The organism is Pinisolibacter aquiterrae, assembly GCF_019160155.1.
GTDB lineage: Bacteria > Pseudomonadota > Alphaproteobacteria > Rhizobiales > Ancalomicrobiaceae > Pinisolibacter > Pinisolibacter aquiterrae.
The window spans coordinates 1-12,390 of sequence record NZ_JAFNIH010000044.1; the positions used below are offsets into that span (position 1 = coordinate 1).

The 12,390-nt window shown below is 69.5% G+C and carries 12 protein-coding genes; 2 read left to right on the top strand and 10 right to left on the bottom strand.

Going from position 1 to position 12,390, the window contains the following annotated elements:
- The coding region (locus tag J3S89_RS18805; RefSeq protein ID WP_217929508.1) for an acyl-CoA dehydrogenase family protein at nt 1–253 on the bottom strand (253 nt) is incomplete at its 3' end.
- A 39-nt stretch (nt 254–292) separates the two neighbouring features.
- Entirely contained in the window at nt 293–1,834 is a 1,542-nt protein-coding gene (amaB, locus tag J3S89_RS18810; RefSeq protein WP_217929510.1) for an L-piperidine-6-carboxylate dehydrogenase, read from the bottom strand.
- A 135-nt stretch (nt 1,835–1,969) separates the two neighbouring features.
- On the opposite strand from amaB, the gene J3S89_RS18815 reads away from it, so the two are divergent.
- The gene (locus tag J3S89_RS18815; protein WP_217929512.1) at nt 1,970–2,929 is read left to right on the top strand and encodes a LysR substrate-binding domain-containing protein; all 960 of its coding nucleotides are present in this window, start codon (nt 1,970–1,972) and stop codon (nt 2,927–2,929) included.
- Between the two features lie 39 nt (nt 2,930–2,968).
- Nucleotides 2,969–3,661 carry a transglycosylase domain-containing protein gene (locus tag J3S89_RS18820; RefSeq protein WP_230489135.1) on the top strand — a complete coding sequence of 231 codons (693 nt, stop codon included), beginning with the start codon at nt 2,969–2,971 and terminating at the stop codon, nt 3,659–3,661.
- Nucleotides 3,662–3,664: 3 nt separating this feature from the next.
- Here the strand turns inward: J3S89_RS18820 and truB are convergent, their stop codons facing one another.
- The 8 genes from truB to trmB all read right to left on the bottom strand — a co-directional run bounded on the left by truB (nt 3,665) and on the right by trmB (nt 12,388).
- Nucleotides 3,665–4,591: a tRNA pseudouridine(55) synthase TruB gene (gene truB / locus J3S89_RS18825; protein WP_217929517.1), complete on the bottom strand. Its 927-nt coding sequence runs from the start codon at nt 4,589–4,591 to the stop codon at nt 3,665–3,667.
- 54 nt (nt 4,592–4,645) lie between these two features.
- Nucleotides 4,646–5,041 carry a 30S ribosome-binding factor RbfA gene (rbfA, locus tag J3S89_RS18830; RefSeq protein WP_217929519.1) on the bottom strand — a complete coding sequence of 132 codons (396 nt, stop codon included), beginning with the start codon at nt 5,039–5,041 and terminating at the stop codon, nt 4,646–4,648.
- Nucleotides 5,028–5,594, bottom strand: a complete 567-nt coding sequence (locus tag J3S89_RS18835) for a YcxB family protein (RefSeq protein WP_217929521.1) — start codon at nt 5,592–5,594, stop codon at nt 5,028–5,030. Before J3S89_RS18835 ends, rbfA begins: the two co-directional genes overlap by 14 nt.
- A 94-nt stretch (nt 5,595–5,688) precedes the next feature.
- Entirely contained in the window at nt 5,689–8,454 is a 2,766-nt protein-coding gene (infB, locus tag J3S89_RS18840) for a translation initiation factor IF-2 (RefSeq protein WP_217929523.1), read from the bottom strand.
- A 7-nt stretch (nt 8,455–8,461) separates the two neighbouring features.
- The gene (locus tag J3S89_RS18845; protein WP_338019801.1) at nt 8,462–9,217 is read right to left on the bottom strand and encodes an RNA-binding protein; all 756 of its coding nucleotides are present in this window, start codon (nt 9,215–9,217) and stop codon (nt 8,462–8,464) included.
- Nucleotides 9,207–10,805, bottom strand: a complete 1,599-nt coding sequence (nusA, locus tag J3S89_RS18850) for a transcription termination factor NusA (protein WP_217929526.1) — start codon at nt 10,803–10,805, stop codon at nt 9,207–9,209. The genes J3S89_RS18845 and nusA overlap by 11 nt, the downstream gene beginning before the upstream one ends.
- Before the next feature lie 63 nt (nt 10,806–10,868).
- A complete protein-coding gene (rimP, locus tag J3S89_RS18855; protein WP_217930200.1) occupies nt 10,869–11,471 on the bottom strand; it encodes a ribosome maturation factor RimP in 603 nt (200 codons plus the stop codon).
- A 203-nt stretch (nt 11,472–11,674) separates the two neighbouring features.
- On the bottom strand, nt 11,675–12,388 hold the full coding sequence (gene trmB, locus J3S89_RS18860) for a tRNA (guanine(46)-N(7))-methyltransferase TrmB (RefSeq protein ID WP_230489136.1): 714 nt from the start codon (nt 12,386–12,388) through the stop codon (nt 11,675–11,677).
- Nucleotides 12,389–12,390 lie beyond the last annotated feature (2 nt).

Sequence of the window (12,390 nt, forward strand, 5' to 3'; positions counted from 1 at the left end):
AGGAGACGTAGCCGGCGCCGGCCCCGCCGTAGTCGTCGGAGACGGTCACACCGAGGAGGCCGAGCGAGCCCATCTCCTCGAAGATGGCGCGGTCGGTCTTCTCCGCGAGATAGGCCTCGACCACGCGCGGCGCGAGCTTCTCCTGGCAATAGGCGCGGGCCGTGTCGGCGATCAGCCGCTCGTCCTCGGTCAGCTGGTCGGTGAGGAGGAACGGGTCCTCCCATTTGAAGGAGCCACCCTTGGGGTTCGCCATGATCGTTTCCTCTGGTTTCGGGCCGGACGGAGCGCGGTGTCAGCTTTCGACGTCGAACGTCACGCCCTGGGCGAGCGGGAGCGTCAGACCGTAGTTGATGGTGTTGGTGGCGCGGCGCATGTAGGACTTCCAGGCGTCGGACCCGGCCTCGCGGCCGCCGCCGGTCTCCTTCTCGCCGCCGAAGGCGCCGCCGATCTCGGCCCCGGAGGGACCGATGTTGACGTTGGCGATGCCACAGTCGGAGCCGACCGCGGAGACGAAGAGTTCCGCCTCGCGCAGGTCGTTGGTGAAGATCGACGACGACAGGCCCTGCGGCACGGCGTTGTTGAGCTTCAGGGCGGTCTCGAACTTGGTGTAGCGCATCACCCAGAGGATCGGCGCGAAGGTCTCCTCGATCACCGGGCCGCTCTGCGACGGCATCTCCACCAGCGCCGGGGCGACGTAGACGCCGCCCTCACGGCCGGGCACGGTGACGCGGTGGCCGCCGGTGACGGTGCCGCCCGCCTCGCGCGCCGCGTCGAGCGCGCGCTTCATGGCGCGATGGGCCGCCTCGTCGATCAGCGGGCCGACCAGGGTCCCCGGCTCGGAGGGATCGCCGACGGTCACCGAGCCGTAGGCGCGGCGCAGACGCGTCACCAGCGTGTCGTAGATGGAATCGTGGACGAAGAGACGGCGCAGCGAGGTGCAGCGCTGACCGGCGGTGCCGATCGCCGAGAAGGCGATGGCGCGCAGGCCGAGGTCGAGATCGGCCGAGGGGCAGACGATGGCGGCGTTGTTGCCGCCGAGTTCGAGGATGGCGCGGGCGAAGCGCTTGGCCAGACGCGGCGCCACCGCCCGGCCCATGGCGGTCGAGCCGGTCGCCGAGAGCACCGCGACGCGGGTGTCGTCGACCAGGATCTCGCCGATCGGCCGGCCGCCGACCAGGACCTCGAGCAGGCCGTCCGGCACCTCGCCGCCGGTCGCGCGGTAGCGCTTCACCGCCCGGGCGAAGAGGGCCCCGACGCCGAGCGCGGTCAGCGGGGTCTTCTCCGACGGCTTCCACACCACCGAATCGCCGCAGACCAGCGCGAGCGCGGCGTTCCACGACCACACCGCCACGGGGAAGTTGAAGGCCGAGATCACCCCGACCACGCCGATCGGGTGCCAGGTCTCCATCATCCGGTGCGACGGCCGCTCGGTGGCGATGGTGAGGCCGTAGAGCTGGCGCGACAGGCCGACCGCGAAGTCGCAGATGTCGATCATCTCCTGAACCTCGCCGAGGCCCTCGGAGACGATCTTTCCGGCCTCGATGGTGACGAGGCGGCCGAGCGCGGCCTTGTGGGCGCGCAGCTCCTCGCCGAGCAGGCGGACCAGCTCGCCGCGCTTGGGGGCCGGCACGGTGCGCCAGACGCGGAAGGCGGCATCGGCGCGGCCGATCGCGGCCTCCGCCTCCTCCGCCTCGTGCTCGATCACGCGGCCGATCTCGGCGCCGTCGATCGCCGAGGCGACGGACAGGGTCCCCATGGTGAAGAGGGCGCGATCGACGCCGAGCGTCGTCAGGAGATCACCCGTCTCGGCGGCGAGCGAAGAGGAAGCGGACATGGGAACCTCTGGCGATCGGGGTACGACGATGGGACTCGGACGACGATGAACCGGCCGGAGCGCAGGGTCATGACCATTGCGCTCGACAAACGCGCTCGAAAGCGAGAAGTTCTCAAGACATCATGAGAAAAGGGAATGACCGTCATGTTTCGGCGCGGATTCCTGCCGCCGATCGGCTCGCTCGCCGCTTTCGAATGCGCGGCGCGTCACGAGAGCTTCTCGCGCGCGGCGGAAGAGCTGCATCTCACCCAAGGGGCGATCAGCCGGCAGATCCGCACGCTCGAGGATCTGATCGGCGTGGCGCTGTTCGACCGGGTCCGGCAGCGGGTGGTGCTGTCGGAAGCCGGGCGGGCCTATCTCGCCGACGTGCGCCGGACCCTCGCCGAACTGGGCGAGGCGACGCATCGGGTGATGGGGTTCGCCGGGACGCGGGGCGTGCTGGATCTCGCGGTGTTGCCGACCTTCGGCGCGCGTTGGCTGGTGCCGCGCCTGCCGCGCTTTCTCGCGGCGCATCCGGAGGTGACGATCAATCTTTCGGCGCGGATCGAACCTTTCGACTTTTCCGCCGAGCCCTTCGACGCGGCGATCCACGTGGGACAGCCGGCGTGGGCGGGCGGCGTGCTCGAGCATCTGATGGACGAGGAGGTGGTGCCGGTCGCCGATCCCGGCTTCGCGGCGCGCTTCGCTCTCGTCGAGCCGCGCGATCTCGAGCGCGCGCCGCTCCTCCATCAATCGACCCGGCCAACCGCCTGGGCCGACTGGTTCGGGGCGATCGGGCACACCACCGACGCGGTGTGGCGGGGGCTGCGGTTCGATCAGTTCTCGATGGTGTCGGAGGCGGCGGTCTGCGGCATGGGGGCGGCGCTGGTGCCGCGCTTCCTGGTCGAGGAGGAATTGGCGAGCGGGCGGCTGGTCGAAGTCTTCGCGCTGCCGCTCGCCACGCGCTCGGCCTATTACGTGGTGCGGCCGCAGAGCGAGGGACGCTCGGCGCTGCTCAGAGCGTTCGAGGCGTGGCTGGTGGCGGAGGCGAAGAGCGAGGTGACGCGCGCCGTCACCCGTGCCGACGAGGTTTCAACCGGGCGCGCATCCGTTTAGGGTCGTTCGGCCGATCTCGTCTCCGACCCCTCGGGTTCCATGCGCCTCACCCTGCCCTCGGTCCGATCGATGATGCGCGGCGCGGCGATCGCGGTGGTGGTCGTCGCGGCGCTGCCGCTCGCCGGGCTGGCGCTGCATTCGTTCGCCCATCCACCGACGCCGCTGATGCTGTGGCGCATGGCCGAGGGGCGCACGGTGACGCGGGTCTGGACGCCGCTCGAGCGGATCGACCGCGATCTCGTCGTGGCGGTGATCGCCTCGGAAGACAACGGTTTCTGCGGTCATGCCGGGGTCGATTGGGGCGAGCTGATCGACGTCCTCGACGAGGAGGGCGGGCCGAAGCGCGGCGGTTCGACCCTGACCATGCAGGTCACCAAGAACCTGCTCCTGTGGAACGGCCGCAGCGTCCTGCGCAAGGGGCTGGAGATCCCGCTCGCCATGCTGGTCGATCTGGTATGGTCGAAGGAGAAGATCCTCGAGACCTATTTCAACATCGCCGAATGGGGGCCGACCGGGGAATTCGGCATCGAGGCGGGGGCGCGGCGCGCCTTCGGCAAATCCGCCGCCCGCCTCTCCGCCCGCGAGGCCGCGCTTCTGACCGCGATGCTGCCCAATCCGCACAGCCGCGACGCCAAACGCCCGAACGCGCGCGTCTCGCACGTCGCCGGGATCATCCAGCGGCGCGCGGCGCGGTCTCCGGAACTGGCGGACTGCATCGCGACGGCGAAGTGAGGATCACTCCCCGTCGAGCATGAAGACGCGGCGCGGCATCAGCTCGCCGCGCGCGACCTCGCCGATGGCGACGAGATCGCCACCACAGGTGGCATAGACCGCGTCCTCGTCGGCGGGGGCGTCGCGGCCGCGCAGAATCACCGACTGGCCCCGGCGCAACCGCGCGGCGGCGTCGCGCGAGACCGGGATCTCGGTCACTTCGGCGAGGCCCGCCTCGACGGGCGCCAGGAATTTGCGGACCGCGTCGAGTCCACCCTCGGCCGCCGCCGCCTCGAGATCGGCGAGCGGGACCAGATCTTCTTCCTCGAAGGGGCCGACGTGGATCCGGCGCAGGGCGATCACATGGCCGCGGGTGCCGAGGCGAAGGCCCATGTCGCGGGCGAGCGCGCGGACATAGGTGCCCTTGCCGCATTCGCATTCGAAGACGGCTGTGTCGGCGTCGGGGGTCTCGACCAGGACGAGATCGAGGATCTCGATCGGCCGCGCCTCGAGCACCACCTCCTCGCCATCGCGGGCGAGATCGTAGGCACGCTCGCCGTCGATCTTGATCGCCGAGAACTTGGGCGGCACCTGCATGATCTCGCCGATGAACTCCGGCAGGATCGCCTCGACGGCGGCCCGCGTCGGGCGCACGTCGGAGCGGGCGACGACCTCGCCCTCGGTGTCGTCGGTCGAGGTCTGGGCGCCCCAGCGCACGGTGAAGCGATAGACCTTGGTGCCGTCCATGACGAAAGAGACCGTCTTGGTCGCCTCGCCGAAGGCGATCGGCAGCATCCCCGAGGCGAGCGGATCGAGGGTGCCGGCGTGACCGCACTTGTTGGCGTGGAACAGACGCTTCAGACGCGCCACCGCCTGGGTGGACGTCACCTCGCGCGGCTTGTCGAGCACGATCCAGCCGTTGACGTCGTCGAACTTCTTCCTGCGGGCCATGCGGGCATGCCTTCGTCGCTGCGAATGTCGGAATGGAGGAGAGCGCGGCCCGCGTCAGTCGTCGTCGCGGGGCTCGAGATCCTGGACGACCTCGGGACGATGCAGCATCTGGCTGATCTGATCGTCGTCGTCGTAGCGAGTGTCGATCTTGAAGCGGATGTCGGGAGCGAACTTCAGGTTCACCCGCCGCGCGATCTGACCACGGAACCATTTGCGAGAGCGTTCCAGCCCGGCCATGACCTTGGGCACGTCGCGGCCGCCGAGCGGCATCACCAGCGCGGTGGCGTTCTTCAGATCCGGCGACATGCGCACCTCGGCGACCGAGATGATGACGCCATCGAGGTCCGGGTCGGAGATCTGGCCGCGCGAGAGGATCTCGGCGAGGGCGTGGCGGATGATTTCGCCGACGCGGAGCTGGCGCTGCGACGGCCCCTTCTCAGGCGCGTTCATGGGGAATTCCTTTCGGCAGTCGGGCGAGCACGGTCTTCTCGATCTTGCCGAAGGCGGCCGGCGTCGCGAAGGCGGCGCGCGGGATCGGCAGGCCCTGGTTCGGGCCGACGGCGAGCATCAGGCGCTCGGGCGAGACGATCAGTCGGGTCACCGCCGCCCAGGGGAAGCGCCAGTCGAAGCCGGAGCCGTCGACGGCGCGCATGCGCACCTCCTCGTGATCGAGGATCACCTCGACCTCCTTGTCGGCGAGCGGCATGCGCTTCCAGCCGAAGCGGGCGCCGAGCCCGCTCAGGTGATGGCGGAACAGCATGCCGACGGAGAAGATCGCCAGAAAGGCGATCATCGGCCACCACTTGCGATCACCGGAGAGGACCTCCGACAGGAGCGAGCGAGCGGGATCGGCATCGGAGCGGACCCAGGCCATCACGAAGACCATCAGCGACAGCGAGGCGATCATCGTCACGATGCGAAAATGCAGGGGCCGGCGGGCGACGACGGTCGACAACTCGATCCAGTCGGCGCGCGACAGGCGGAAGCGGAAGGATTGCGACATGACGTTTCCTCGGACGGGGATCGGACCCGACGGGGGCTGAACGAACGGGGGCGACGTCGAGACGACGCCGCCCCCGGATCACGGGACGACCCGATCAGAGCGAGCGGGCGATCTCCTCGACGCGGTAGCACTCGATGACGTCGCCGGCGCGCATGTCCTGATAGGCCTCGAAGGACATGCCGCACTCCTGGCCCGACATGACTTCCTTCGCGTCGTCCTTGAAGCGCTTGAGCTGCGAGAGCTTGCCTTCGTGGATGACGACGTTGTCGCGGATGAGGCGCACCGAGGCACCGCGCTCGACCACACCGTCGGTGACCAGACAGCCGGCGACCTTGCCGACCTTGGAGACGTTGAAGATCTCCAGGATGCGGGCGTTGCCGAGCATGGTCTCGCGGATTTCCGGCGTGAGCATGCCGCTCATCGCCTTCTTCACGTCGTCGACCAGGTCGTAGATGATGTTGTAGTAGCGGATCTCGACGCCTTCGCGCTCGGATGCCTCGCGCGCTTCCTTAGAGGCGCGGACGTTGAAGCCGATGATCGCCGCTCCGGAGGCCGAGGCCAGCGTCACGTCGGATTCGGTGATGCCGCCGACGCCGCCGTGGATGACGCGGGCACGGACCTCGTCGTTGCCGAGCTTCTCCAGCGCGCCGACGATCGCTTCGAGCGAGCCCTGCACGTCGCCCTTGACGACGAGCGTGAACTCCTTGCGACCGGCGGTCTTGAGCTGGTTCATCATCTCGGTCAGCGAGCCGCGGGCCGAGGAGCCGCGCGCCTGCGCCTTCTCGCGCTTCAGACGCTGACGATAGTCGGCGATCTCGCGGGCGCGGGCCTCGTTCTCGACCACGGCGAAGCGGTCGCCCGCCTCCGGGGTTTCCTGGAAGCCGAGCACCTCGACCGGCATCGACGGCAGAGCGTCGCGCGCAGTGTCGCCCTGGTCGTTGAGGAGCGCGCGGACGCGACCCCAGGCGCCGCCGGCGACGAGGATGTCGCCGACCTTGAGGGTGCCGCGCTGGACCAGCACGGTCGCGACCGGGCCACGACCCTTGTCGAGCTTGGCCTCGATCACCGTGCCTTCGGCCGGACGATCGGGGTTCGCCTTCAGTTCGAGCACTTCCGACTGGAGCAGGATGGTCTCGAGCAGCTTGTCGAGATTGATCCGCTGCTTGGCCGAGACCTCGACCTCGAGCACGTCGCCGCCGAGCGATTCCACCACGATCTCGTGCTGGAGCAGGGCATTGCGGACCCGCTGGACGTCGGCCTGCGGCTTGTCGATCTTGTTGATCGCCACGATGATCGGCACGCCCGCCGCGCGGGTGTGGTTGATCGCCTCGACGGTCGTCGGCATGACGCCGTCGTCGGCCGCCACCACCAGGATGACGATGTCGGTGGCCTTGGCGCCACGCGACCGCATCGCGGTGAAGGCCTCGTGGCCGGGGGTGTCGATGAAGGTGATCTTCTGACCGTGGATCTCGACCTGATAGGCGCCGATGTGCTGGGTGATGCCGCCCGCCTCGCCGGCCGCCACCTTGGTGGAGCGGATGGCGTCGAGGAGCGACGTCTTGCCGTGGTCGACGTGACCCATGATGGTGACGACCGGCGGACGCGGCTGCAGGTCGGAGGCGGCGTCGGAGGCGGTGAACAGACCCTCCTCGACGTCGGACTCGGCGACGCGCTTGACGGTGTGACCCATCTCGGACGCGATCAGCTCGGCCATGTCGGCGTCGATCACGTCGTTGATCTTCATCATCTGGCCCTGCTTCATCAGCAGCTTGATGACGTCGACGGCGCGCTCGGCCATGCGGTTGGAGAGTTCCTGGATGGTGATCGTCTCGGGGAGAATCACCTCACGGGAGATCTTCTCGCGCGGCTCGAAGGACTGCATGCGGCGCTGCTGGCGCTGGACGCGGCGCTTGAAGGCGGCGACCGAACGGCCACGGCCTTCGGCGTCCTCGTCCTCGGTCTGGGCCGTGACGACCGTCAGCTTGCCGCGCGGCTTGTCGTCGACCTTGGCGCGGGTCGGCTTCGGCGGCGGCGGGGCGATCATCTTGCGGCCGACCGGAGCGGCCGGACGCGGGGCGGCACCGCGACGCGGAGCCTCCTCGTCCTCCTCCTCGCCACCGGCGCGGGCGGCGGGCACGGCGGGGGTGGCGGCGGCCGGGGCCGCCGGCGCGGCGGCAGCGGGCGCGGGCGCCTCGGCGGCGGGTTCGGAATCGGGTTCGGGCTCGCCGGCGGCGAGACGGCGCTCTTCCTCGGCGCGCTTGGCGGCGGCCTCCTCGAGCGCGCGCTTGGCGGCGGCTTCCTCGCGCTCCTTGCGGCGGCGCTCGTCCTCGATGGCGCGCAGGCGCTCTTCTTCCTCGCGACGCTTGCGATCCTCGACCTCGCGGATGCGGGCCTCCGCCAGCGCCTTCTCGCGCGCGGCGCGCTCGCCGGCCGAGAGGGTCTGGAGGACGACGCCGGTGCGCGGCGCCTGGCGCGGGGCCGGGGCGGTGGGCGCGGCCGGACGCGGCGCCTCGGCCCGCGGACGCACCTCGACGCGCGGCGCGGCCGGGGTCGGAGCCGGCGCAGCGGCGGCCGGGGCCTGAGTGGTGGGCGCCGCCGGCTGAACGGCGGGAGCCGGGGCCGGAGCGGCCGGCACCGGAGCGGCGCTCTCGGCCGGACGCGGCGCCGCGTGACCGGCATGGCCGTGTTCGGTCTCGCCGGGCTTGAGGATCCGCTTCTTCTTCGTCTCGACGAGCACGGTCTTCGACCGGCCGTGACTGAAGCTCTGGCGCACGGTCGCGTCCGCCTTCGGCTTCAGCGTCAGCGTCTTCTTGACGTCGACGTGCAGGGTCTTGTCGCCGGTGCTCTTCGTATCGTTCATGTGCCCGTCATTCCTGCGGCTGGATGCCGCTCGTCGCAGCGTGTTCGTCGATCCTCGGTTCCGCGTCTCCCTCACCCCGACGGGTGATTTCGCCACGATACCGGCCGAGCGCACTCGCGCGCTCGATGAAGATTTCGGCTGCTCGTCCAGAAAGCAGCGCAGCATGTATCACATTCGACCGCCCCAATGCCAAATCCAATTGAGGCCCGGTGAAGATTCGGACGACCGGACATCCGATTTCCCCTCCGAAGCGACGTTTGAGCGCCGCCGTCAACTTCGATACGCCGTCCGCGCCGGCTTCCGCCGCGTGGACGATGCCGCCGAGGCGCTCACGCGCCACCGCGGCTTCCACCTTGGCGAAGCCGATCACGATCTGCCCCGCCTTGCGCGCGAGACCCAGGGTTCCGAGCGCATAGTCCGTCATCAGGCGATCGATCAGGTCGGGAAGACCGGGATCGACCGTGACCCGAGCCCGAAGGCTGCGAGCGAACATCTTCTTGGCGACGGCCGTCTCGACCGCCGCGCGCGTCGCTTCCACCCAGACGCCGCGACCGGGAAGGTTCCGCTTCAGATCCGGCACCACCGAACCGTCGGGGGCCGCCACGAAGCGGATCAGATCCGCGATCGGCATCACCTCGCGCGAGACGATGCAACGCCTGGAAACGTCGCCCTTGCGGGGCGGACGCTCCTCGTATTCGACCGGCTCGTCGGTCGGCGCGACGCCGTCCGGCGCCTCCGCCGGAGCTGGGGTGTCAGTCGACACTCTCCGCCTCGCCTTCCGCCACGTCCTCGGAACCGGCCACCGGGGCTTCGATCCAGCCGGCGGCGACGCGCGCCGCCATGACGATCGCCTCGGCCTCGGCCCGCGACAGTTCGAAACCGTCGAGGATGCCGGCGTGCTTCTCGGTCTCGCCGTTCTTGCGCTCCGACCAGCCGACGAGATCGTCGGTGGCGCAGCCGGCGAGATCCTCGACCGTCTTCAACCCGTCCTTGCCGAGGGCGACCATCATCGCCGTGGTCACGCCCGGCACCGAGCGCAGCGCGTCCTCGACGCCGAGTTCCTTGCGCTCGGCGTCCTGCTCGGCCTCGATGGCCTCGAGCCAGGAATTGGCGCGGCTCTGGATCTCTTCCGCCGTCTCCTCGTCGAAGCCCTCGATGCGGGCGATCTCGTCGACGCCGACGTAGGCGATCTCCTCGACCGTCGAGAAGCCCTCGGTGGCGAGCAGCTGGGCGACGACCTCGTCGACGTCGAGCGCCTGCATGAAGAGGGCGGTGCGCTCGGCGAATTCCTTCTGACGGCGCTCCGATTCCTCGGCCTCGGTCATGATGTCGATGTCCCAGCCGGTGAGCTGGGAGGCCAGACGCACGTTCTGACCGCGACGGCCGATGGCGAGCGACAGCTGATCGTCGGGCACCACCACCTCGATGCGGCCGGCGTCCTCGTCGAGCACGACCTTGGAGACCTCGGCCGGCTGGAGGGCGTTGACGATGAAGGTGGCCGGGTCGTTCGACCAGGGGATGATGTCGATCTTCTCGCCCTGCAGCTCCTGCACCACCGCCTGGACGCGGCTGCCGCGCATGCCGACGCAGGCGCCGACCGGATCGATCGACGAATCGCGCGAGATCACGGCGATCTTGGCGCGCGAGCCGGGGTCGCGGGCGACCGACTTCACCTCGATGATGCCGTCGTAGATCTCCGGCACTTCCTGGGCGAAGAGCTTGGCCATGAACTGGGGATGGGTGCGCGACAGGAAGATCTGCGGGCCACGCTGCTCGCGGCGGACGTCGTAGACGTAGGCGCGGACGCGGTCGGCGTTGCGGAAGGCCTCGCGCGGGATCAGCTCGTCGCGGCGGATGATCGCCTCGCCACGGCCGAGATCGACGATCACGTTGCCGTATTCGATGCGCTTGACGGTGCCGTTGACGATCTCGCCGATGCGGTCCTTGAACTCGTCGAACTGACGGTCGCGCTCGGCCTCGCGCACCTTCTGGACGATGACCTGCTTGGCCGACTGGGCGGCGATGCGGCCGAAGTCCATGGGCGGCAGCGGTTCGCCGATGAAGTCGCCGACCTGGGCGTCCGGGTTGCGCAGACGGGCGTCGGCGAGCGGGATCTCGATCGCCGGGTTCTGGAAGTCCTCGACCACCTGGAGCAGGCGCTGCAGCTTGATCTCGCCGGTCTTCGGGTTGATCTCGGCGCGGACCTCCGTCTCCGATCCGTAGCGGGAGCGGGCGGCCTTCTGAATGGCGTCCTCCATCGCGGCGAGCACGATCCGCCGATCGATCACCTTCTCGCGGGCGACCGCGTCGGCGATCTGGAGGAGTTCCAATCTGTTGGCGCTGACTGCCATCGTCTTCTCCCTCGAGGTCCTCGCAAACCGCTCCGCTGGCGGCCGGCCTCGTGACGTCTGCCTTCAGTGGACGGAGCGAGCGTCCGTCTCGTCTTCCTCGACCTCGGCCGGATCTTCGGCCAGGGCCTTCTTCGCCGCCTTGAAGGAGGCGGCGATGAGATCGTCGGTCATGATCAGCCGCGCCTCGGCGAGAAGCGCGAAGGGCAGCCACACCGTGTCGGGCGTGTCCGCCGGCACGTCCTCGAGACGCAGGCCGAAGGTCTCGTCGGTGACGCCGACCAGGATGCCCCGGAAGCGGCGGCGGCCGTCGTGGCCCTCGCTCAGCTCGATCTTGGCGACGTGGCCGGCGGCGCGATCGAAATCGGAGCGACGCACCAGCGGCCGGTCGATGCCGGGTGAGGAGACCTCGAGATGATAGGCGCGATCGACCGGGTCCTCGGCGTCGAGCACCGGCGCGACGTTGCGCGAGATCTCCTCGCAGTCGACGACGCCGATGGTGCCGTCGGGACGCTCGGCCATGATCTGGACCGTGAATCCGTTGCGACCCGACGTCTTCACCCGAACCAGCCGAAACCCGAGATCCTCGATCACGGGTTCGACGAGCGCCGCGATGCGGGCATCGAGGCCGGTCTCGGCGATCAGGCGGGGTTCGTTTCGTGTCGTCAGGGTCGTGGTTCCCGATGGTGTGGAGCGTCGCTTCGTCGGCGAAAGAGGTTCGAGGCCAACAGCGAAAGAGCGGGTCCCGGAGGGGCCCACTCTCGTTTCGTCGATGAGGACGATCTGAGAATTTCGTGCTTGGCGCGCTTTATACAGCCGAAAGACGGAGCCGCGCAAGCTCTTTCGGGCTCGCGCCGCGCGACGAGGCCCCGTCAGACCCTGCGGAAGATCAGATAGGCCGGCGTCCGGCCCTCACGGATCGCCTTCTGCTCGTAGCGGGTTCCCGGCCAGCCGGCCCAGGGCCTTCGCCAATCGTCGGCGATCTCGGCGGTCCATTCGAAGGCCGGATGACGCGGCACGCGGGCGAGCGTCCAGTCGACGTAGGGCGCCCAATCGGAGGCGAAGCGGAACTCGCCGCCGGGGCGCAGGACGCGCGCGATCCGGTCGAGATTGCCCTTGTCGACGAAGCGGCGCTTCCAATGGCGCTTCTTCGGCCAGGGATCGGCGTAGAGCAGATAGAAGCGGCCGAGCGAGGCGGGGGCGAGCGCGTCGAGCAGCGGCACCGAATCGGCATGGTGCATGCGGATGCGGTCCTCGAGCCCGGCCTCGTGGACGGCGACCAGGGCCTTGGCCATGCCGTTGACGAAGGGTTCGGCGCCGATGAAGCCGATCTCCGGGTTGGCCTTCGCGGTCTCGATCAGATGTTCACCACCGCCGAAGCCGCTCTCCATCCAGACGTCCTCGACCGGCGTCTCGAAGAGGGCGCGCGGATCGATCGGCGGCGCGGAGAGGTCGACGGCGAGGCGCGGCAGCAGGTCCTCGATCGCGGTCGCCTGACCGAGACGCAGGGCCTTGCCCTTGCGGCGGCCGTAGAAGGCGGCGGCGCGAGCCTCGGTCTCGTCGGAGAGCGGATCGGTTGGGATCACGG

What these genes read in the sequence shown, in the direction of transcription:
- amaB (WP_217929510.1), bottom strand. Translation starts at nt 1,834, where the DNA reads ATGTCCGCTTCCTCTTCGCTCGCCGCCGAGACGGGTGATCTCCTGACG.
- J3S89_RS18815 (WP_217929512.1), top strand. Translation starts at nt 1,970, where the DNA reads ATGACCGTCATGTTTCGGCGCGGATTCCTGCCGCCGATCGGCTCGCTC.
- J3S89_RS18820 (WP_230489135.1), top strand. Translation starts at nt 2,969, where the DNA reads ATGCGCCTCACCCTGCCCTCGGTCCGATCGATGATGCGCGGCGCGGCG.
- truB (WP_217929517.1), bottom strand. Translation starts at nt 4,591, where the DNA reads ATGGCCCGCAGGAAGAAGTTCGACGACGTCAACGGCTGGATCGTGCTC.
- rbfA (WP_217929519.1), bottom strand. Translation starts at nt 5,041, where the DNA reads ATGAACGCGCCTGAGAAGGGGCCGTCGCAGCGCCAGCTCCGCGTCGGC.
- J3S89_RS18835 (WP_217929521.1), bottom strand. Translation starts at nt 5,594, where the DNA reads ATGTCGCAATCCTTCCGCTTCCGCCTGTCGCGCGCCGACTGGATCGAG.
- infB (WP_217929523.1), bottom strand. Translation starts at nt 8,454, where the DNA reads ATGAACGATACGAAGAGCACCGGCGACAAGACCCTGCACGTCGACGTC.
- nusA (WP_217929526.1), bottom strand. Translation starts at nt 10,805, where the DNA reads ATGGCAGTCAGCGCCAACAGATTGGAACTCCTCCAGATCGCCGACGCG.